Annotated in this window: 14 protein-coding genes; 5 read left to right on the plus strand and 9 right to left on the minus strand. The window is 69.6% G+C overall.

Features of this window, described 5'->3' with window-relative positions; genetic code table 11:
- The first annotated feature begins 14 nt into the window (after window positions 1-14).
- Entirely contained in the window at window positions 15-449 is a 435-nt protein-coding gene (locus ACT3SQ_RS04645; protein WP_345076085.1) for an NUDIX hydrolase, read from the plus strand.
- Window positions 450-740: 291 nt separating this feature from the next.
- On the opposite strand, the gene ACT3SQ_RS04650 is transcribed toward ACT3SQ_RS04645, so the two are convergent.
- A complete protein-coding gene (locus ACT3SQ_RS04650) occupies window positions 741-1514 on the minus strand; it encodes an isocitrate lyase/PEP mutase family protein (RefSeq protein ID WP_444600868.1) in 774 nt (257 codons plus the stop codon).
- A 183-nt stretch (window positions 1515-1697) separates the two neighbouring features.
- Between ACT3SQ_RS04650 and galB the strand changes: the two genes are divergently transcribed.
- Window positions 1698-4469, plus strand: coding sequence for a beta-galactosidase GalB (gene galB / locus ACT3SQ_RS04655; protein ID WP_444600869.1), 2772 nt, complete (start codon window positions 1698-1700; stop codon window positions 4467-4469).
- Between the two features lie 244 nt (window positions 4470-4713).
- Here galB and ACT3SQ_RS04660 read toward each other — a convergent pair whose 3' ends face one another.
- The 4 genes from ACT3SQ_RS04660 to ACT3SQ_RS04675 all read right to left on the minus strand — a co-directional run bounded on the left by ACT3SQ_RS04660 (window position 4714) and on the right by ACT3SQ_RS04675 (window position 9370).
- Window positions 4714-5544, minus strand: a complete 831-nt coding sequence (locus ACT3SQ_RS04660; RefSeq protein ID WP_444501944.1) for a carbohydrate ABC transporter permease — start codon at window positions 5542-5544, stop codon at window positions 4714-4716.
- A 1-nt stretch (window position 5545) separates the two neighbouring features.
- Window positions 5546-6550, minus strand: a complete 1005-nt coding sequence (locus tag ACT3SQ_RS04665; protein ID WP_444600870.1) for a carbohydrate ABC transporter permease — start codon at window positions 6548-6550, stop codon at window positions 5546-5548.
- A complete protein-coding gene (locus ACT3SQ_RS04670) occupies window positions 6547-7863 on the minus strand; it encodes an extracellular solute-binding protein (protein WP_444600871.1) in 1317 nt (438 codons plus the stop codon). Before ACT3SQ_RS04670 ends, ACT3SQ_RS04665 begins: the two co-directional genes overlap by 4 nt.
- Window positions 7864-8284: 421 nt before the next feature.
- On the minus strand, window positions 8285-9370 hold the full coding sequence (locus ACT3SQ_RS04675; protein ID WP_444600872.1) for a Gfo/Idh/MocA family protein: 1086 nt from the start codon (window positions 9368-9370) through the stop codon (window positions 8285-8287).
- 454 nt (window positions 9371-9824) lie between these two features.
- On the opposite strand from ACT3SQ_RS04675, the gene ACT3SQ_RS04680 reads away from it, so the two are divergent.
- From ACT3SQ_RS04680 to ACT3SQ_RS04690, 3 genes are all read left to right on the plus strand, one after another.
- On the plus strand, window positions 9825-11192 hold the full coding sequence (locus ACT3SQ_RS04680) for an S-layer homology domain-containing protein (protein WP_444600873.1): 1368 nt from the start codon (window positions 9825-9827) through the stop codon (window positions 11190-11192).
- 82 nt (window positions 11193-11274) lie between these two features.
- Window positions 11275-11985, plus strand: a complete 711-nt coding sequence (locus ACT3SQ_RS04685) for a maleylpyruvate isomerase N-terminal domain-containing protein (RefSeq protein WP_444501949.1) — start codon at window positions 11275-11277, stop codon at window positions 11983-11985.
- A gap of 149 nt (window positions 11986-12134) precedes the next feature.
- A complete protein-coding gene (locus tag ACT3SQ_RS04690) occupies window positions 12135-13706 on the plus strand; it encodes an aspartate:alanine exchanger family transporter (RefSeq protein WP_444501950.1) in 1572 nt (523 codons plus the stop codon).
- A gap of 74 nt (window positions 13707-13780) precedes the next feature.
- Here ACT3SQ_RS04690 and ACT3SQ_RS04695 read toward each other — a convergent pair whose 3' ends face one another.
- The 4 genes from ACT3SQ_RS04695 to ACT3SQ_RS04710 form a co-directional block, all read right to left on the minus strand.
- Window positions 13781-14947 (minus strand): Gfo/Idh/MocA family protein, encoded by a 1167-nt coding sequence (locus ACT3SQ_RS04695; protein ID WP_444599182.1) that lies wholly within the window; start codon window positions 14945-14947, stop codon window positions 13781-13783.
- A 63-nt stretch (window positions 14948-15010) separates the two neighbouring features.
- A complete protein-coding gene (locus ACT3SQ_RS04700; protein WP_444599183.1) occupies window positions 15011-16093 on the minus strand; it encodes a Gfo/Idh/MocA family protein in 1083 nt (360 codons plus the stop codon).
- A complete protein-coding gene (locus tag ACT3SQ_RS04705) occupies window positions 16090-16836 on the minus strand; it encodes a ThuA domain-containing protein (RefSeq protein WP_444501953.1) in 747 nt (248 codons plus the stop codon). The genes ACT3SQ_RS04700 and ACT3SQ_RS04705 overlap by 4 nt, the downstream gene beginning before the upstream one ends.
- Window positions 16833-18080 carry a Gfo/Idh/MocA family protein gene (locus ACT3SQ_RS04710; RefSeq protein WP_444599184.1) on the minus strand — a complete coding sequence of 416 codons (1248 nt, stop codon included), beginning with the start codon at window positions 18078-18080 and terminating at the stop codon, window positions 16833-16835. The genes ACT3SQ_RS04705 and ACT3SQ_RS04710 overlap by 4 nt, the downstream gene beginning before the upstream one ends.
- Window positions 18081-18393: the final 313 nt, after the last annotated feature.

The following is an 18393-nucleotide window of genomic DNA, read 5'->3' on the forward strand; positions in this document are numbered from 1 at the left end:
TGTAATCTGCGCGGATGAGCCGCGTTACACAGAAGGTTGTCTGTTATGTCATCCGAGCGGAGAAGCTCCTCGTGTTCACCCACGATGAGCTGCCTCTGACAGTCACGGGTGTGCAGGTCCCGGCGGGCTCGGTGAAGCGTGGCGAGACGTTGGAGGCTGCGGTGCGGCGGGAGCTCACCGAGGAAACAGGGCTCCACGCGGCTGGGGTTCGCTTTCTCGGGTCGCAGGAGTATGACCTCCGTCCGATGCGTGATGAGCGCGCTGTGCGTCACTACTTCAGAGTCGAGGTGGACGAGTATCCAGCGGAGGAGAGGTGGTCCGGAGCTGAGCGTGACCCGTCGAGCGGCGGCGGGCCGGTCACTTGGACGTGCTGGTGGCTCCCTCTGCATGATGCTCACGTCCTCGCTGGAGGTTTCGGCGCACTCATCGGCAGAGCGCTGTCCGACTGAGCTCGGCATTGCGCAGCACAACGGTGAGACCGGTTCACGGAGGGCCGTTTATGGTGCGGGCTCTCGTGGCGTCAGCTCGGCTGGTCCAGCTGCCTCCGCACGGTCTTGCGGGCGTGGTCTGGCACGAGGTCCCGGCTGGTGCCGAGCCGAGCAATACCGTCGGCCGGGGTGCCGGAAAGCTGGATCAGTCCGGGGGCCTGGTGAGCACGGCGGCAACGTCACTTCTCCGAGGGTGAGGGCTTTGCGCACGTCCTGCATGAGGTCCCGCGGGGCGCCAGGTGCTGGCTCCGCTCACTCCGAGGCGACCCACTCGGCCAGCTGCCCCGCCGAGACCTCGGCGAGCCACTTCTGCCACAGCGGCCCGAAGGTGATGCGGCGTGCGCCGAGCTCGGTCAGGGCGGACAGCGTGCCGGCACCGTGGCCCGTCACCGGATGGGCGGTCACGTTGACCGGCACCGAGACCGCGCCGACGAGTGCGGTGACCTGCTCCGCGGTGGTCAGCCCGACGGGGTACACGGCGCGGGCACCGGCACCCTCCATCAGCTGGATGCGCTCGACAGCTTCCGCCAGCGGGTCCGGGAAGACGTCCGTGCCGAGCTTGACCGCATCGGTGCGTCCGTTGAGCACGAACGGCACCCCGGCGGCGTCGGCCGCACTGCGGGCTGCGGCGATGTAGTCGGCGTGCTCCTGCCGATCGCGGACCCGCTTCCCCTCCCCGTGGACCACGTCCTCGATGTTCGCTCCTGCGGCGCCGGCCTCGAGCAGACGCTCGATCAGCTCCTTCGGGTCCAGGCCGTAGCCGGATTCGACGTCCGCGCTGACGGGCACCTCGACGTCCCCGGTGATCCGCGCGACCACCGCGAGGTAGTCGGCGAAGTCCAGGTTCTCGCCGTCGGCGCTGCCGAGGGAATCCGCCACCGGGTGGCTGCCCACGGTGAGTGCGCGGAACCCCGCCTGCACGGCGACCCGGGCGCTCCAGACGTCCCAGACGGTGGGAAGGACCAGCACCTCGCCGGAGTCATGCAGTGCGGCGAGCGTCGTGGCACGGTCAGCGGTGTGGGACATGGTGGCCTCCTGAAGGGTCGGTCCTGCCACCATAGGCGTCGAGGAAGTCGGTGAGAAGACGCCTGTCGATCGCGTTCATCCCGCAGCCCGGAAACCCTGCGAAAGCGCTTCCCGATATACTCCGACACTGCGCACCCATCGACGGGTGAGACCCCATCCGCGAGCTGCCGGAGAGCGATCCCCATGACGCCCACGCCCCGTGAACGACTCCACCTCGAGACCGGTTGGCGGTTCCGCCGGGTGGCGCCGGACCAGGTCGACCGTGCCCTGGACTACGTGCCGTGGCCCGAGCTCGGCGAGGCGCAGGACGGCAAGGACGCCGATGCCCGCCCCGAGCAGGTGCGCCACGACGCCGCCGAGACCGGCCTGCGGCCATGGATCCAGCCGGGCGCGAACGCCTTCCTCCGCGATCCCGCACGGCATGCGCAGCGACCGGACCAGCAACCGCCCGTCGCCCCTGACGCCGCTGATCCGGCACTGGACGACAGCGACTGGCAGCGGGTCGTCGTGCCCCACGACTGGGCGATCGCCGGGCCCTTCCTCGTCGACGGCCCTCACGGCGGCATGGGGCGCCTGGAGAGCTGGGGCGTGGGCTGGTACCGCCGCGAGCTCGAGATCCCGGTGGAGGACGCGGGCCGCTCGATCCACCTGGACATCGACGGGGCGATGTCCTATACGTCGGTGTGGCTGAACGGCTCCCTCGTGGGCGGCTGGCCCTACGGATATAACAGCTGGCGCCTGGACCTCACCCCTCACCTCGTCCCGGGCGGACGGAACCTGCTCGCGATCCGCCTGGACAACCCGCCCCGCTCGGCCCGCTGGTACCCGGGCGGAGGGCTCTACCGCAATGTCTGGCTGGTCAAGACCTCCCCGGTCGCCGTCGCGCACTGGGGCACGACGATCACCACCCCCGAGGTGGGCGCTGAGTCCGCTGTCGTGGAGATCGAGGTGGCACTCGAGAACACCGGGTCGGATCCGGTCACCGTGCAGGTCACCACGGAAATCTTCGAGATCCCCGGTTCACCCGCCGAACACGATGCCCCCGCCGCGGATGGCGACCCTGTCGAGAACTGCGTCCCCGTCGGACAACGAGCCCTCGTCGAGCGCGGCGCCCCCGTCGCCCCCGTCGCCCGGATCGAGCCGGTCACCGTCGCCGTCGGGCCCGGAGCTGCGGCGAGAACCGCCGCGTCGGCCCGGATCGACGCGCCCTCCCTCTGGGGCCCGCCGCCCACCCAGCATCCCCATCGCTATCTCGCGGTCACCACGCTGCGCCGGGGCGAGGAGATCGTGGACCAGGTCGAGACGCCCTTCGGCGTGCGTCGGATCGAGTTCGACGCCGACGAGGGTCTGCTCGTCAACGGTGAGCGGATCCGGATCCAGGGCGTGAACAACCACCACGATCTCGGGGCCCTCGGCGCGGCATTCAACGAGCGCGCCGCTGAGCGGCAGCTCGAGATCCTGCAGGAGATGGGGACGAACGCGCTGCGCACGGCCCACAACCCGCCCGCGCCGGAGCTGCTGGACCTCACCGACCGGATGGGCATCCTGGTGCTCGACGAGGTGTTCGACTCCTGGTACGCCCGCAAGACAGATCTGGACTTCCACCTGATCTTCGAGGACTGGCACGAGGCGGATCTGCGGGCGATGATCCGGCGCGACCGGCACCACCCCTCCGTGATCCTGTGGGGGATCGGCAACGAGGTCGGCGAGCAGTACACGGACCAGGAAGGCGCCCTGATCGCACGGCGGCTGGTCGAGATCGCCCACGAGGAGGATCCCAGCCGCCTGACCACTACGGCCATGAACTACGCGAAGCCGCACATGCCCCTGCCCGCCGAGGTCGACGTCATCGGCATCAACTATCAGGGCGAGGGCATCCGGCAGGAGCCGGTGTTCGAGGGCACCGACCGGATCCGCACCCCACCCCAGTACGGCCGGTTCCGCGAGGCCTTCCCCGACACGCCGATCATGGGCAGCGAGACCTCCTCCGCACTGTCCACCCGCGGCACCTACCTGTTCCCCGTCGCGGAAGGGCAGAGCAACCCGGCACGGGACGGTGCCGGGGCCGACGACGCGACCTGCATGGTCAGCGCCTACGAGCTCCACGCGGTGGACTTCGGCTCCACGGCGGAGAAGGTCTTCGCCTCCCTTGAGCACTATCCGTTCGTGGCCGGTGAATTCGTGTGGACCGGCTTCGACTACCTGGGTGAGCCGACCCCGTACTACAGCGCCCGCAGCTCCTACACGGGCATCGTGGACCTGGCCGGATTCCCCAAGGACCGGTTCTGGCTCTACCGCGCGCACTGGCGGCCCGAGGTGCCCACCGCTCATCTGCTGCCGCACTGGACCTGGCCCGGGCGCGAGGGCGAGGTGACGCCGGTGCATGTGTTCACCTCGGGGGACGAGGCGGAGCTGTTCGTCAACGGGGCCTCCCAGGGCCGGCGCGCCATGCAGCCCGGTCAGTTCCGGCTGCGCTGGGACGAGGTGGTCTACGCGCCGGGGGAGGTGCGCGTGCAGACCTACCGCGACGGTGCGCCGTGGGCCGTGGACGTCGTGCGCACTGCCGGCGCCCCCGCCCGCCTCGCCCTCGCAGCGGATCGCGACCACATCGCTGCCGACGGTCGTGACCTGGCGTTCCTCACCGCACGGGTGCTCGACGCCGACGGGATCGAGGTCCCCACGGCGGACCATCTGCTGCACTTCACGGTGGAGGGGCCGGGCACCCTGGTGGCCACCGACAACGGCGATCCCACTGACCTGAATGCCTTCCCGTCTCCGCAGCGCAGGGCCTTCAGTGGCAAGGCCCTGGCCATCGTGCGCGGCGAGGCCAGTGAGGGAGGCGCAGAGGGGGAACTCCGGATCACCGTGAGCGCGGCCGGGCTCGAGAGCGCGCAGCTGCGGGTGGCCCTGGCGGCGTTCGAGGGTACCGAGGGCGCAGGAGACATCGCGGGCTGAACCCTCACGCTCCGTGCGAGTGGTGGCATGGGCCGACCATCGGCCCACCGGGACTTTGTACAGCACGATCCCGGTCGATTCCGAGCCAGATCGGTGAAGGTTCTGGCTCGGAATCGACCGGGATCGCGTGGATGATGCCGCGGACGGCGCCGGAAACGGGGGTGGGCCGGCCCCGGGGCCGGCCCAGGGGGATCGCCCGCGATGCCGGCCCACGGCGCGGAGCCATAGCCCCCGCCGAACAGGCCTACTTGCTGAAACCCGCCGTCAGGCCGCTCACCAGCTGGCGACGGCCCGCGATGTACAGCACCAGGATGGGCAGGGCGGAGAGCATCACAGCGGCCAGAACGGCCGGGATGTTCACCGTGAACTCGCCCTGGTAGGCCCACAGCGACAGCGGCAGCACACGCTTGTCAGAGCTCTGGGTGAGCACCAGCGGGAACAGGAATCCGTTCCACACCTGCAGCGCGTCATAGATGCCCACGGTGACCACAGCCGGCTTCGCCAGCGGCAGCACCAGCGAGCGGAACATCTGCCAGTCGTTGGCCCCGTCGATGGTCATCGACTCGTACAGCTCCTTGGGAACGTCCCGCAGGAAGTTCGTCAGGATCAGGATGGTGATCGGGATCGCGAAGGCGATCGAGGGCAGGATCAGCGCCCACAGGGTGTCGTACAGCCCCAGCTGCACGATCAGGTAGTAGATCGGGATGATCGTGGCCTGCAGCGGGATCGCGATCCCCATCAGGAACAGCCTCTGGCTGAACTTCGCCAGTCGGGTGCGGGAGCGCACGATGACGTACGCGGCCAGCAGCGAGGCGGTCACCACCGCGAACACGGTGATCACGGTGACGAACACGGAGTTCGCGAAGTAGCGCAGGAAGTCGTTCTCGAGCACGTAGCGGAACGGCTCGAGGGTGAAGTTGGAGGGCAGCGACAGCGGGTTAGAGGAGTAGTAGTCCTCTCGCGGCCGCACGCTGGTGACGACGATGTAGTAGATCGGCACCAGGATCACCAGCAGCCAGGCGAAGCCCAGCAGACCGCCGACGACATTGGGGGAGCGGTGGGTTCTCGTGCTCATCTCAGGCGCCCTCCATCTGGCTTTCCATACGATCCGCACCCGAGATGCGGTTGAGGACCAGCGACAGGGTCAGCCCGACGGCCACCAGGATCACGGCGATCACGCTGGCCGAACCCATCTGATAGGAGCGGAAGCCGGTCAGGTACATGTCCAGCGGCAGGATCCGCGTGGCATTGCCCGGCCCGCCCATGGTCAGGATGAACACCAGGTCGAAGTAGGTCAGCGAGCCGACCAGCATCAGCGTGGAGCTCGTGACCACGGTGTACTTCAGCTGCGGCAGGGTGACGTTGAAGAACTGCCGCACCCGCCCCGCGCCGTCGAGCGTGGCCGCCTCGTACATCGAGGTCGGGATCTGCCGCACGCCCGCCTGGTAGAGCAGCGAGTGGAAGGGCACGAAGGACCACGAGATCACCATGATCAGGGTGTAGAAGGCGAAGGTCGGCGATCCCAGCCAGTCCTGGCGCAGGAAGTCCAGGCCGAAGGCGCGGGAGATGCCGAAGTTCGGATCCAACAGCGCCTTGAACGCGATGCCGGTGGCCGCCGCCGAGAACAGCAGCGGCAGGAAGTACAGCACCGAGAACACCTCGCGGTAGCGCTGGTGCCCGGCCATGAAGACGCCCAGCAGCAGACTGAGCGGGAACTGCACCGCGTAGCTCAGCACCGTCATCAGCAGCGTCAGCCACATGGCGTTCAGCGTCACGGGATTCTGGAACACCTGGAACCAGGCGGTGAGGCCGGCGAACTGCGGCGTGCCCAGTCCGTCCCAGGCGAAGAACGAGAGCACCACCACGCCGGCCAGGGGCAGCAGCGCGAACACCCCGAAGAAGCTCAGGGCGGGAACCAGCAGCCAGTTGCTGGGTCCGGTCTGCAGGTGCCGACGATCGCCGGAGCGGCCGACGCTCCCGCCCGGGTGGGCCGACGAGGGCGGGGTGCCCTCGTCGGCCGAGGTGGCGGCAGCGGCAGCGTCGGCACCGGTGCGGGGTGCGTGCGACTGCCCGGCGGTCATGCCGACAGGGTCGCATTCATGTTGGACACGAACTCTTCGGGCTGGATCTCTCCGAGGAAGATGCGGGAGAGGTTGTTCAGCAGCTCCTGCGCGGGGGCCGGGGACAGGGCCTGGTCCCAGGACAGCTGGAAGTGCGGAGCGTTCATCACCATGTCGTAGGCGAAGGACAGGAAGGCCTCGTCATCCAGCCCGCCGAAGGAGTCCTCGAGACCCGAGACTGCGGGGATCGCGCCCATCGCCAGGAAGTTGTCGACCATGTCCTGGTTGAGGTTGAACTCGTTGAGGTACTTGATCGCGAGCTCCTGGATCTCGGGCTCGGCAGCGGCGGAGACCGACCAGTAGTTGGCCGGGTTGCCGACCACGTTGGCCGGATCGCCAGTGCCGCCGTCCTTCGCCGGGAAGTTCAGGAAGCCGAGGTTGCCGTCTGCGACGAAGTCCGGGGCATCCTGCTTGAACGTGCCGTAGACCCAGCTGCCCTGCAGCAGCATCGCGGCCTGGCCGGTGTGCACCAGGGCGGCGTCGGCCCCGGCGTCGGCGGCGACCGAGCCGTAGGCGTTGCCGAAGGCGCCGGCATCCTTCAGCTCGATGATCGCCTCGAGTGCCGAGGTGATCGCCGGATCGGCCCAGGAGTCGGCCTCGCCGGCGACGATCTTCTGGAAGACGCCCTCGCCGCCGATGCGGTCGGTGAGGTACTGGATGTACATCAGCTCCGGCCACACGCTCTGGCCGGCCAGGGAGATCGGCGTGATGCCGGCTGCGGAGAAGGTCTCCACCGCGGTCATCAGCTCTGCCCAGGTGGTGGGCGGGGTGACGGAGTGCTCCTCGAACAGGGCGGTGTTGTAGTAGAGGATCACCGGCTGGGTGTCGTTGTTGGGGACGCCGAACTGGGCGCCGTCGACCTGGCCGACCTTCCCGATCGACTCGATCGTGCGCGAGAGCACGTCGTCGACCTTTCCGGAGAGGTCGACCACGGCGTCATTGGCGACGTAGTCGGCCAGGGTGCCTCCGGCCCAGTTGAAGACCAGGGTGGGGGAGTTGCCGGAGCCGATCGCGGTGCGGATCTTCTCCTTGTAGGAGTCGTTCGCGAAGAACTCCACGGCGAAGGGGTTGTCGGGGTTGGCCTCGTCCCAGGCGTCGAAGGAGGCCTGGTAGGTGTCCTGCTTGGCGCCGGTCAGGGCCCAGACGGAGAGGCTGGACGGCGAGCCGCCGCCACCGCCGGGCTTGGTGCCGCCTCCACAGGCGCTGAGGGTGGCGAGCGCGGGGATCGTCAGGCCAAGGCCCGCGAGAGTTGCGCGGCGGGTGGGTTGCATCATTGCCTCCAGGGTCACGGACCGACACCGGACTGAAAGGTTTCGGAAACTAATGTCGGTGGCATTAAGTTAATCCCTCTTACTGCCATGGGTCAAGCGGCGATGGACTCGATTACGTCTCAACCCGTCCTGACGTGCGCATGTTCATGGAAGGCGGCCGTGCCGAAGGGCGCGAAGTGACCCCCGGAACCGGGGAAAACTTTCGGTGAGATGTGCACGACTGGTGAGGGTGGCGCCGACAGGGCCGACGGCACGACGGGACCGCAGAGGCCGCTAGGGCCGACGGGCCGACCGGACGGCCGACGGGCTCCGTGCTGACAGCAACGAGTCCCCTGCCTCCCGCCGCTCGGGGCGGGGGACAGGGGAGTCGTCGAGGCGACCGGCGCGACCGCTGCGGTCGCAGGCGTCTTGCGTGCCGGTGGGGTCAGGCCCGGCCGGTGAGCTCGCTGGCCTGTTCCTGCGCGGCCAGCGCCAGCTCCACGGCCTTGAAGGCATGCTCCTGGGTCATGGCGTTCTCGGTGCGGTTCAGCACGTCCAGGATCAGCTCTCCGAAGAACGGATAGCCCACCTCGCCGCTGGCGTTGATGCGGTGCTCACCCTCGCCGTCGACCAGGATCACCTGGCCGCCGCCGTTGTCGGTGGTGACATCGATGTACTTGCGCAGCTCGAGGTAGCCCTCGGTGCCGAGGATGAAGGTGCGGCCGTCGCCCCAGGTGCGCAGTCCAGCGGGGGTGAACCAGTCCACGCGGACGAAGCCGGTGGCGCCGCTGGAGAGCGCGATGTGCGCATCGCCGTAGTCGTCGAGCTCGGGATGCTCGGCGTTGTCGAAGTTGCCGATGGAGCTGGAGAGAATCTCACCGTCGTCGGAGCCGGTGAACGCGAGCATCTGCTCGAAGTTGTGGCTGCCGATGTCGGTGAGGATGCCGCCATAACGGGCGCGCTCGAAGAACCAGTCGGGACGGGTGGAGGGGTCGCCCATGCGGTGCGGGCCCATGCCCTGGACCTGGAGGACCTTGCCGATCGCGCCGCGGTCGATCAGCTGACCGGCGAGCACCGCGGCCTCGACGTGGATCCGCTCGGAGTAGTACACGGCGTATTTCCTGCCGGTCCGCTCCACGGCGGCCTTCGCGTCCGCCAGCTGCTCGCGGGAGATCAGCGGCGTCTTATCGGTGAAGTAGTCCTTGCCGGCCTCCATCACCCGGATGCCCAGCGGGGCGCGATCGACCGGTACGGCGGCGGCGGCGACCAGATGGACCTCGGGGTCCTCCAGCACCTCCTCCTCGCTCGCGGCGATCTTCACCTGCGGGAACTTCTCCTGGAACGCGGCGGCGCGCTCGGGCTGCGGGTCGTAGACCCACTTCAGGGTGCCGCCGGCGTCCAGCAGGCCCTGGGTCATCCCGCCGATGTGGCCGTGGTCGAGATGCATCGAGGCGAAGACGAACTCGCCGGGCTCGACGACAGGCTTCGGCATCGAGTCCGGGGCGTAGTTGGCTCCTTCGGAGACGGCCATGGGGGTGTCCTTTCGGTGGAGGGAGCGGCATGAGGGCATCGGATGCCTCCGGGCCCGGGGCGGGCCGACGACGGACCGCGCCGTCGCGGGGCGCTGACGCCTGGGGTGCCGCAGGGTGGCTACGGGGTCAGTGTCATGCATCACCCCCGGCGTCGCTGTCATGTGCCGGATGTTGCCAGGTTTGCGCGGCGAGATGGAGCGAGAGCGGAGCCCCAGTAGCGGGCTGCCGGGCGGAGCATAGGAACAGTGGACTGACCAGGGACTGAAGTCACGCCCGCGGTGCCTGTCGGCGGCCTACGCTCCGGCTGGACCCACCGGGGCACCCGCTCCGGCGTCCAGAGATGCATCGCTCGACCCCCTCCGTCAACGACGACGGCCAGGAGCTCGCAGCACCCGATAGTCCACCCTTCCCCTGGATCCTCTGGGATCCGCGCCCGTAGGAGCACCTGCCCCCATGTCGACATCTCCGCCTTCCCTGATAGCGCCCTCCCGGACCCATCGCGCGTGGGCGGCCCTGCTCGCCCTGCTCCTCGGCCTCGCGCTCCTGCCAGGCCTGGGCGCCGGACCCGCGCACGCCGAACCGCTCGACAAGAGCCAGCCCGGGTTGCTCTCCGTCACCGATGCGCGTCGCGCGCTCTCGACCATGGCGGTCGACCGCAACGGTGCGGACTCCGGCTACCACCGTGATCACTTCTACAAGTCCTGGCGCGTGGTCACCGCGCAGAAGGGCAGCAACCGCGGACTGCGCAGCTGGTACGGATGGGACTCCTACACCTCGAGCACCTGGAAGGAGCCGGATGTGACCCGCGCCCTCGCCCCGAAGAAGGGATGCGATGCCCGCGAGATCACCCTGATCCGCGACGCCGTCAACGGGGATGTGCGCTGGAACGCCAGCGACTGCAAGGTCACCGGCGGTCGCTGGTACGAGGCCTACGCCGGCAGGACAACCACCGACGCTTCGACTCTGGACATCGAGCACATCGTGGCGATGCAGGACGCCTGGAACAACGGCGCCAAGAGCTGGCACGCGGACCAGCGACTGCAGTTCTCCCACGACCCGCTGGTGCTGGCCGCCGTGTCGAAGTCGGAGAATCGCTCGAAGGGGTCGCGGGGCCCCGCGCAGTGGAAGCCGAGCAACAAGGCGGCCTGGCCCGCCTACGCCCAGCGCTACATCTCGATCAAGAGCAACTACGACCTGTCGCTTGCCAGCGAGGCGGAGCGCACCGCGCTGTGGCAGATGATCGGCGGCGCGCCGGCACCGTCTAAGCCCAGCACTCCCGCCGGTCCGTTCAAGGACGTGAGGACGGGCCAGGAGCACCACGTCGCGATGGCGTGGATGAAATCGGCAGGGATCTCCAAGGGATGGCCCGACGGCACTTACCGACCCCTCCAGCCGGTCAATCGGGACGCGATGGCGGCGTTCCTCTACCGGATGGAGGGCTCCCCGAAGGTGTCCCTGCCGAGCAGGTCTCCGTTCCGGGACGTGAAGCCGGGCCAGGAGCACTACACCGCGATCATCTGGGCGTACAACAAGGGCATCACCACCGGGTGGGACGACGGGACCTTCCGGCCCACCCAGCCCATCGACCGTGACGCGATGGCGGCATTCCTGTACCGCTTCGCCGGGAAGCCCGCCTACTCGGCTCCATCCAAGGCGCCGTTCAAGGACGTGCGGAAGGGTCAGAAGTTCGCGCGTGAGATGGCCTGGATGAAGTCGACGGGGATCTCGACCGGCTGGGCCGACGGCACCTATCGGCCGGCGCAGCCCGTCAAGCGCGATGCGATGGCGGCGTTCCTGCACCGGTACTCGAAGAAGTTCTGAGCACGCGCGGCAGCAGCAGGGACGCGGCTTCCCCCGGTCATCGACCAGGAGGAGCCGCGCCCCTGCTGCTAGCGTGCCTGAGGTGGAACTGTTCACTCTCAGCTGGTCAGCGCTGCGACAGGCCGTGGCGCAGCTTCCCGACACCGCCCTTGACAGCCCCTCCGGCTGTCATGGATGGCGCGTGCGGGACCTCGTGCACCACTTGGTCCTGCAGGCGCAGGAGGTGCTGATCGCCCTCGCCACGCCCGCAGAGACCGCCCCCACCGATGACGCTCTGAGCTGGTGGACCCTGACGCCGACCCTGCCGGATGGCCATGCCCCGCACGATGCCCTGATCGGGCGAATGGCCGATGCCTACGAGAGCGCCGCCCAACTGCGCGAGAGCTTCGAGCACATCGCAGCGGCCGCTGGCCGAGCCGCGCTGCTCGCCCACCCCGACCTGCCGGTCAGTGCCCGCGGGAGGACGCTCACGGCGCGGGACCTCCTCGGTGCCCTCGTGCTTGAAGCGACCCTGCACCATCTCGATCTGGTGGCGCACTTGCCCGGGGCGGACGGCTCGCCCGCGGAGGGACCGCCTGCGGAGGGCCCGCCGACGGAGGGCCTGCCCGCGGAGAGCCTGACCGCTGCCCGCGAGATGGTCGAGCGGCGACTGCGGCTCCCGCTGCCCCCGACCTGGAATGACGCCGACGCGCTCCGAGTCGCGACCGGACGCCGCCCGGCCACCCCGGCAGAGCAGGCGGAGCTGGACGCTCTTGGCGTGCGCGGGCAGATGCTGCCGTTGTCGTTCGGCTGAGCACCGCCACCGTCGGCGTCGTGACCTCTCACAACTCCGCTGCGTGAGCGCCCTGGGCCGGGTCTATCGTGGGAGACCACTCCATAGGCGGTGCCCGCGCACAGGCGTCCGGATCCGGTGCTCCGCCGTGGGCACGGGAAAGGTGCACCGTGATCGACGTCCTTGAGGGGAGCCCGCTCCTCACGCTGTTCCTGGTCGTCGCCACGGGCGCGCTGCTGGGCGCGATCCCCTTCGGCCGGATCCGCCTCGGCGCCGCCGGTGCGCTGTTCACCGGCCTCGCTCTCTCCGCGATCGCCCCGCACCTCGGCTCGGGCATGGAGATCGTCCAGGCCCTGGGACTGGCCCTGTTCGTCTACACCGTCGGGATCTCCGCCGGCGCCGCCTTCTTCGGCTCCCTGAACCGGCAGCTGCCGCTGCTCGCCGCCGCCACCGTCAGCACCGTGCTCGCCGCGGCCGCGACCCTCGTGCTCGGCCAGGTGCTGGGTCTGACCCGCGATCTGTCGCTCGGCCTGTTCACCGGTGCGCTGACCGCCGCCCCCGCTCTTGACGCCGCCTCCCGCCTGACCGGCACCTCCGGGCCCTCGGTGGGCTACTCCTTCGGCTATCCGATCGGCGTGATCGTCGGGATCGTGCTGGTCTCGAGCATCGTCACCCGCGCCTGGCCGGGACGGAAGGACACTCCGGCCCTGGCCGGCACCAGTCTGGCCTCGACCACGGTGCGCGTGCAGCGCTCGGTGAACCTGCGGGACGTCCCCCAGTGGCACGCGCAGCAGGTGCGCTTCTCCTACCTGCGCCGCGACGGCAGGGTGCGGGTGATCGTGCCCGGTGAGGACCTGCTGGCCGGGGACGAGGTGGTCGCCGTCGGCCTGCCCGAGCAGGTGGAGGCCGTCACCGCCGAGCTCGGCGAGACCAGCGACCGCCACATCGCGCATGACCGCTCGCTGGTGGAGTTCACCCGGCTCACCGTCTCCAACCCCGACCTCGCCTCCCGCTCGATCGCCGAGCTGAACCTGTCGGTGCGCTTCGGCGCGGTGGTCACCCGGGTGCGGCGCGGCGATCTCGAGCTGCTGGCCCGCGACGACCTGGTCCTCGAACCGGCCGACCGGCTCGCCGTGGTGGTGGACCGCAGTCGGCTGGACGCCGTCCACGCCTTCCTCGGCGACTCGGACCGCAAGGCGGGGGAGCTCGACGCGCTCTCCTTGGGGCTCGGCCTGATGCTCGGCGTCGCGCTGGGCCTGGTCAGCCTCCCGATGCCTGGCGGGAGCAGCTTCTCGCTGGGACCGGCCGCAGGCCCGCTGCTGGTGGGCATGATCCTCGGCGCCCTGCGCCGCACCGGCCCCGTGGTGTGGGCGCTGCCGGGCAGCGCGAACCGCACGCTGCGCCAGCTGGGGCTGCTGCTCTTCCTCGCCGGGCTCGGGCTCACCGCGGGGCCGGAGGTCGCGACCATGCTCGCCTCGCCGACCGCGTGGCGGGCGGCGGTGCTGTCCGCAGTGGTCGCGGCGCTGAGCTGCCTCGCCCTGGTGATCGCCGGGCGCTGGGTGCTGGACCTCTCGGCTCCGCGCGCTGCGGGCGCGGTGGCGGGCTTCCTCGGGCAGCCGGCGGTGCTCGAGGCCGCGAACGCCCGACGGGCCGACGAACGCATCGAGGCCGCCTATGCCACGCTCTTCGCGTTCTCGATCGTGGTGAAGATCCTGCTGGTCCCGGTCATCTGGAACCTGTGACGCGGCAGCACCCGTGACCCGTCGGCCCGACCCCGTCGGCCCCATGACCCGCGTGCGCAGGGCCAGGGAGTCCTCTACGCGTGGGTGGCGCCGATGATCGACTCGCCCTCCTGCGAACGGACCGAGGCGGTCTTCTCGAAGAAGTGCGGGGCCCGCTGGACGAGCGTGCCCGCGCGGTACCAGGGATCCTCGGGCAGGATCGGCAGATCGATCGTGCGTCGTTCGATCGCCGCGGCGTAGATCGCGGTCACCAGCTCGATCGCGTCCTTCCCAGCCTGCCCGTCGATCAGCGGGGAGCGCCCCTCACGGAGCGCGGCGAGCACATCACCGATCTGCCCGGCGTGGCCGGTGTGCGCGAGCGGGGCCTGCGCCGCGGCGAGGGTCTCGAGCTCCTGGATCAGCTGCTCGTTCCCGCCGGTCTCGGGGAAGCCGTTGGGCCGGGCGGTCTCGGCCGCGACCGCCCACGGCTGGGAGATCCGGGCGTGCTCACCCTGGATCACGACCTCCTGCTGCTCGCCGTGATGGACCACCGAGCTGGTCAGCTCCGCCAGCCCGCGTGGGTACTGCAGGATCGCCGCGGAGAGATCCTCGACCTCGGCGTTGTCATGCCCGGCGTTGGTCATCATCGCCGCGACCGCCTGGGGCCGGCCCAGCAGCCACAGCGTGAGGTCGAGGTGGTGGATGGCGTGGTTCAGGGTGGGCCCGCCGCCCTCGGACTCCCAGGTCCCGCGCCACCACAGGTCGTAGTACGAGCGGCCGCGCCACCACGCCGAGGCGATGCGGGCATGGGCGATACGACCGATCTTCCCGGTCTCGAGCACGGCCTTCAGCTGAGCCAGGTCGTCACGGAACCGGTTCTGGGCGACCACCGAGAGGAGCCTGCCGGAGCGTCGCTGCGCCTCGAGCATCCGGTCGCACTCCTCGAGCGAGGGCGCCATCGGCTTCTCCACGATCACATGCACCCCCGCCTCGAGCGCCTGGACGGTCAGCTCGCAGTGGGTGCCCGGGGGAGTGGCGATCGAGACCAGGTCCAGGTCCTCCGCAGCGAGCATCGCGCCCGCCTCGGCGTAGACCCGCGTCCCGGCCGGACCCTCCAGACCATGAGCGGCGCGCGCCGCCTCGGCCTTCGCGGGATCGATGTCCGCAAGGCCGACGATCCGCACCTCATCCGGAAACTCGAGATAGGCGGCGAGGTGGGCGCGGGAGATGTTCCCGGTGCCGATGATGCCGATGGAGAGCATGGAGGAGAGTGCCTTTCGGGCGAGGCGACGGGTCTACGGGTCTACGGGTCTACGGGGGACGGGTCAGGACCCGGAGGGTGCGAGCGCGGTCAGCGCCACCGCCTCCGGGCGCTCGCAGGTGCTCGCAATCTCGACCCGGGTTCCCGAGTGCGCGGACTCGAGCACCGCGTTCATGGTCTCCAGGACGTGCTGGCCGAGCCGGCCGCTGGCCCGCAGCTGCTCATCGCGCATCGCCATGTCCTGCAGCCCGATCCCGCGCGAGGCCTCCTCGTAGCCGGCCGAGACCGGCAGGACCTCCCAGTCCTTGCCGTCGAGGCGTCGGATCGAGACCTCTCCGGCGAAGTGGTTCGGGTCGGGGACCGCGAGGGTGCCCTGGCTGCCGTGGATCTCGATCGGGTGGATCGAGGTCGCGACCGCGTCGAAGCTCATCACCAGCGTGGAGAGCACACCGGACTCGTGCACGAGCACCCCGGTGACGTGGGTGTCGGTGCTGACCGGGATGGATTCCCCGGCGCGCGGGCCGGAGCCGATGGTGCGGGTGTCGCGGGCGCGGCTGGCCGCCCCGATCACCGAGGCGACCGGGCCCAGCAGGGTCACCAGGGCATGGATGTAGTACGGACCCATGTCCAGCAGCGGCCCGCCGCCGGGCTTGTAGTAGAAGTCCGGCTGCGGATGCCAGCGCTCGTGGCCGGGGCAGACCATCGTGGCGGTGGCGGCGATGGGGAGGCCGATCAGGCCCTCATCGATCGCGGCCCGGGCAGTCTGGGTGCCGGTGCCGAGCACCGTGTCGGGAGCGGAGCCGACGAGCACTCCGGCCTTCTCGGCGGCGGCGAGCACCTCCTGGCCCTCCTCGGTGGTGACCGCGAAGGGCTTCTCGGAGTAGATGTGCTTGCCAGCTGCGATCGCCTTCAGATCGATCTCGGCATGCGCTGCCGGGATGGTCAGGTTCAGCACCGTGTCCACCTCGGCGTCGTGAAGCAGCTCATCGACGCTCAGGGCGCGCACGCCCTCATGCTGAGCGGCGACCGCCTCGGCGCGGGAGACGTCGAGATCCGCGACCGCCACCAGCTCCACGTCCGGGAGGTGACCGAAGGTCGCCAGGTACTGGGCTGCGATGACGCCGCAGCCGATCATTCCCACCTTCATCGGGTCGCCTCCGTCTTTGCGTGGTCGCCGTAGGGCTGCTCGGAGCCGCGGGCGGCCCAGAGCATGCCGCGCTCGATCACGGTGCGGACGTTGGGGTCTTCGAGAACCTCGACGCGGTGCCCGGGAGTCGAGACGAAGATCCGGCCCTCGCCCCACTGGCGGGTCCAGAGCGCGGGGGAGGTCACCTCGCGGTGCCAGGGGTCCCACTCGCGGACCTTCTGGGTGGTGGTGGCGAGCACGTCGATGTAGTCATCGGCGAGCACCCAGTACTGCTCGGTCACCAGGTCGAAGTCGGTGATGCCCTCGGTGATCGGGTGGTCTGCCGCTGCCGGGACCATGTTCACCGTGTACGGCATGTAGTTGTCGGACTGCTCGCCCGTGCGCTCGTCGGGGTGCTTGCCCGGGTGGCAGCCGAACTGCCCGCCGATCAGGGTCAGGTAGTCGGACTCGTTGCGGTAGGAGTCGGCGATCCCGCCATGCCAGCCGGCCATGCCGGTGCCCGCTTCGATCGCGGCGCGCAGCCCTTCGAACTGGGGGCGCTCGATGGTGTTCATGGTGTTGCACTGGACGATCAGGTCGACCGTGGCCATGTACTCCGCGTCGGCGTAGATCGCGGGGGAATCCTCGATGCGGACCGTGAAGCCGTTCTCCTCGAGGAAGGGGATGAACAGATCGGTGGCTTCGACGGGCTGGTGCCCGTCCCAGCCGCCGCGGACGACGAGGCAGATGCGAGAGGTGGTCATCGGGAGGTCTCTTCCGTGGTGGTGTGCGTCGTGGTGTGCATGGTGGTGGTCGTGGGGTCGGTCGGGGTCCAGCCGCTGCCGTTGTTCGAGCTGGCCTCGACGGCGGCGAGGACGTGCTGGACCTGCAGCGCCTCCTCGAAGCTGGGGGAGGGGTCCACGCCCTCGCCGATCGCGGTGACGAGGTCAGCGATCTGGTGGGTGAAGGTGTGCTCGTAGCCCAGGCCGTGCCCGGTGGGCCACCAGTTCGCGGCGTAGGGGTGCTCGGGCTCGGTGGTGAGGATGCGGGTGAAGCCCTGGCGGCCGGCGGTGGCGGTCGCGTCGTAGACCTCGAGCTCGTTCATCCGCTCGAAGTCGAAGGCGATCGAGCCGTCGGCGCCGTTGATCTCCACGCGCATCGCGTTCTTGCGGCCCTGCGCCATCCGGCTGGCCTCGAAGGAGCCGAGCACGCCGGAGTCGAAGCGGGCGGTGAACAGGGCAAGGTCATCGACCGTGACGTCCTGGCGCTCGGCGGAGGCGTCTCCCTTGCCGCCCAGACCCTGCGCGGTGCCGGCCGCGGGGCGGGTGGGGATCACGGTCTCCAGGGTGCCGGAGACGGAGGAGATCCGCTGCCCGGTGAGCCACTGGGTGAGGTCGATGATGTGCGCGCCGATGTCGCCGAGCGCGCCCGAGCCGGCCTTGTCCTTGTCCAGGCGCCAGGTCATCGGGGATTCTGCATCGGAGAGCCAGTCCTGGAGGTACTGGGCACGGATCTGACGGATCTCGCCGACGGCGCCCTCGCTGATCAGCTGACGGGCGTACGCGAGCGCGGGGGTGCGGCGGTAGCTGAAGCCGCAGATCGAACGGGCGCCCTGGGCTCGTGCCGCGGCCGCGGCGGCGGTCATCTCCTCGGACTGCTCGACGGAGTTCGCCAGCGGCTTCTCGCACAGCACGTGCTTGCCCGCTGCGAGCGCGGCCATCGCGATCTCGTAGTGGGTGTCGCCGGGGGTGCAGATGTCGATGACATCGATCTCGGGATCCTCGACCACGTCCTGCCAGCGGGTGGTGATCTGCTCGAAGCCGTAGCGTTCGGCGGCTGCGACCAGGGCGCTCTCGGTGCGCCCTGCGAGGGTGCGCAGCTGGGGTGTGAGCGGGAGGTCGAAGAAGCGGTGGGCATTGCGCCAGGCATGGGAGTGGGCGGCGCCCATGAAGCCGTAGCCGATCATGCCGACGTTCAGGGTGCCGGTGCGGGCTTGCGTCGTGGTCATCGGTGAAGCACTACTCCTGAGTGAAAGTTTCGGACGGGATGAGACGGGTCTTCGGGACGTTCAGGATCTCGGTGCCCGAGTGTGAAGCCGGTGCGGTGGACCATCGCGACCAGCAGGGCCAGGCGTTGTCCAGCGCTTTCCCGGGTGAAGTGCTGGCCCGGGGGCGTTGTCCGCCCAGCCTATCGGAGAGAGGCTGTTGACCCCATGATCCACCCTGTCGTACGCTCGCGCCACCGAAAGCAACCGAAAAGGTTGCTAAACCTAGCCTGAAAATGCCTCCGGGCGCAGGCGCAGCGGACGGGGCCGACGTCGT

This window comes from Brachybacterium sp. AOP42-C2-15, assembly GCF_052377065.1.
Classification (GTDB): Bacteria; Actinomycetota; Actinomycetes; order Actinomycetales; family Dermabacteraceae; genus Brachybacterium.

Coding starts and splice junctions, on each gene's coding strand:
- ACT3SQ_RS04645 (WP_345076085.1), top strand. CDS start 15: ATGAGCCGCGTTACACAGAAGGTTGTCTGTTATGTCATCCGAGCGGAG.
- ACT3SQ_RS04650 (WP_444600868.1), bottom strand. CDS start 1,514: ATGTCCCACACCGCTGACCGTGCCACGACGCTCGCCGCACTGCATGAC.
- ACT3SQ_RS04675 (WP_444600872.1), bottom strand. CDS start 9,370: ATGGCCGTCTCCGAAGGAGCCAACTACGCCCCGGACTCGATGCCGAAG.
- ACT3SQ_RS04705 (WP_444501953.1), bottom strand. CDS start 16,836: ATGACCACCTCTCGCATCTGCCTCGTCGTCCGCGGCGGCTGGGACGGG.
- ACT3SQ_RS04680 (WP_444600873.1), top strand. CDS start 9,825: ATGTCGACATCTCCGCCTTCCCTGATAGCGCCCTCCCGGACCCATCGC.
- ACT3SQ_RS04700 (WP_444599183.1), bottom strand. CDS start 16,093: ATGAAGGTGGGAATGATCGGCTGCGGCGTCATCGCAGCCCAGTACCTG.
- ACT3SQ_RS04665 (WP_444600870.1), bottom strand. CDS start 6,550: ATGACCGCCGGGCAGTCGCACGCACCCCGCACCGGTGCCGACGCTGCC.
- ACT3SQ_RS04660 (WP_444501944.1), bottom strand. CDS start 5,544: ATGAGCACGAGAACCCACCGCTCCCCCAATGTCGTCGGCGGTCTGCTG.
- galB (WP_444600869.1), top strand. CDS start 1,698: ATGACGCCCACGCCCCGTGAACGACTCCACCTCGAGACCGGTTGGCGG.
- ACT3SQ_RS04670 (WP_444600871.1), bottom strand. CDS start 7,863: ATGATGCAACCCACCCGCCGCGCAACTCTCGCGGGCCTTGGCCTGACG.
- ACT3SQ_RS04695 (WP_444599182.1), bottom strand. CDS start 14,947: ATGCTCTCCATCGGCATCATCGGCACCGGGAACATCTCCCGCGCCCAC.
- ACT3SQ_RS04710 (WP_444599184.1), bottom strand. CDS start 18,080: ATGACCACGACGCAAGCCCGCACCGGCACCCTGAACGTCGGCATGATC.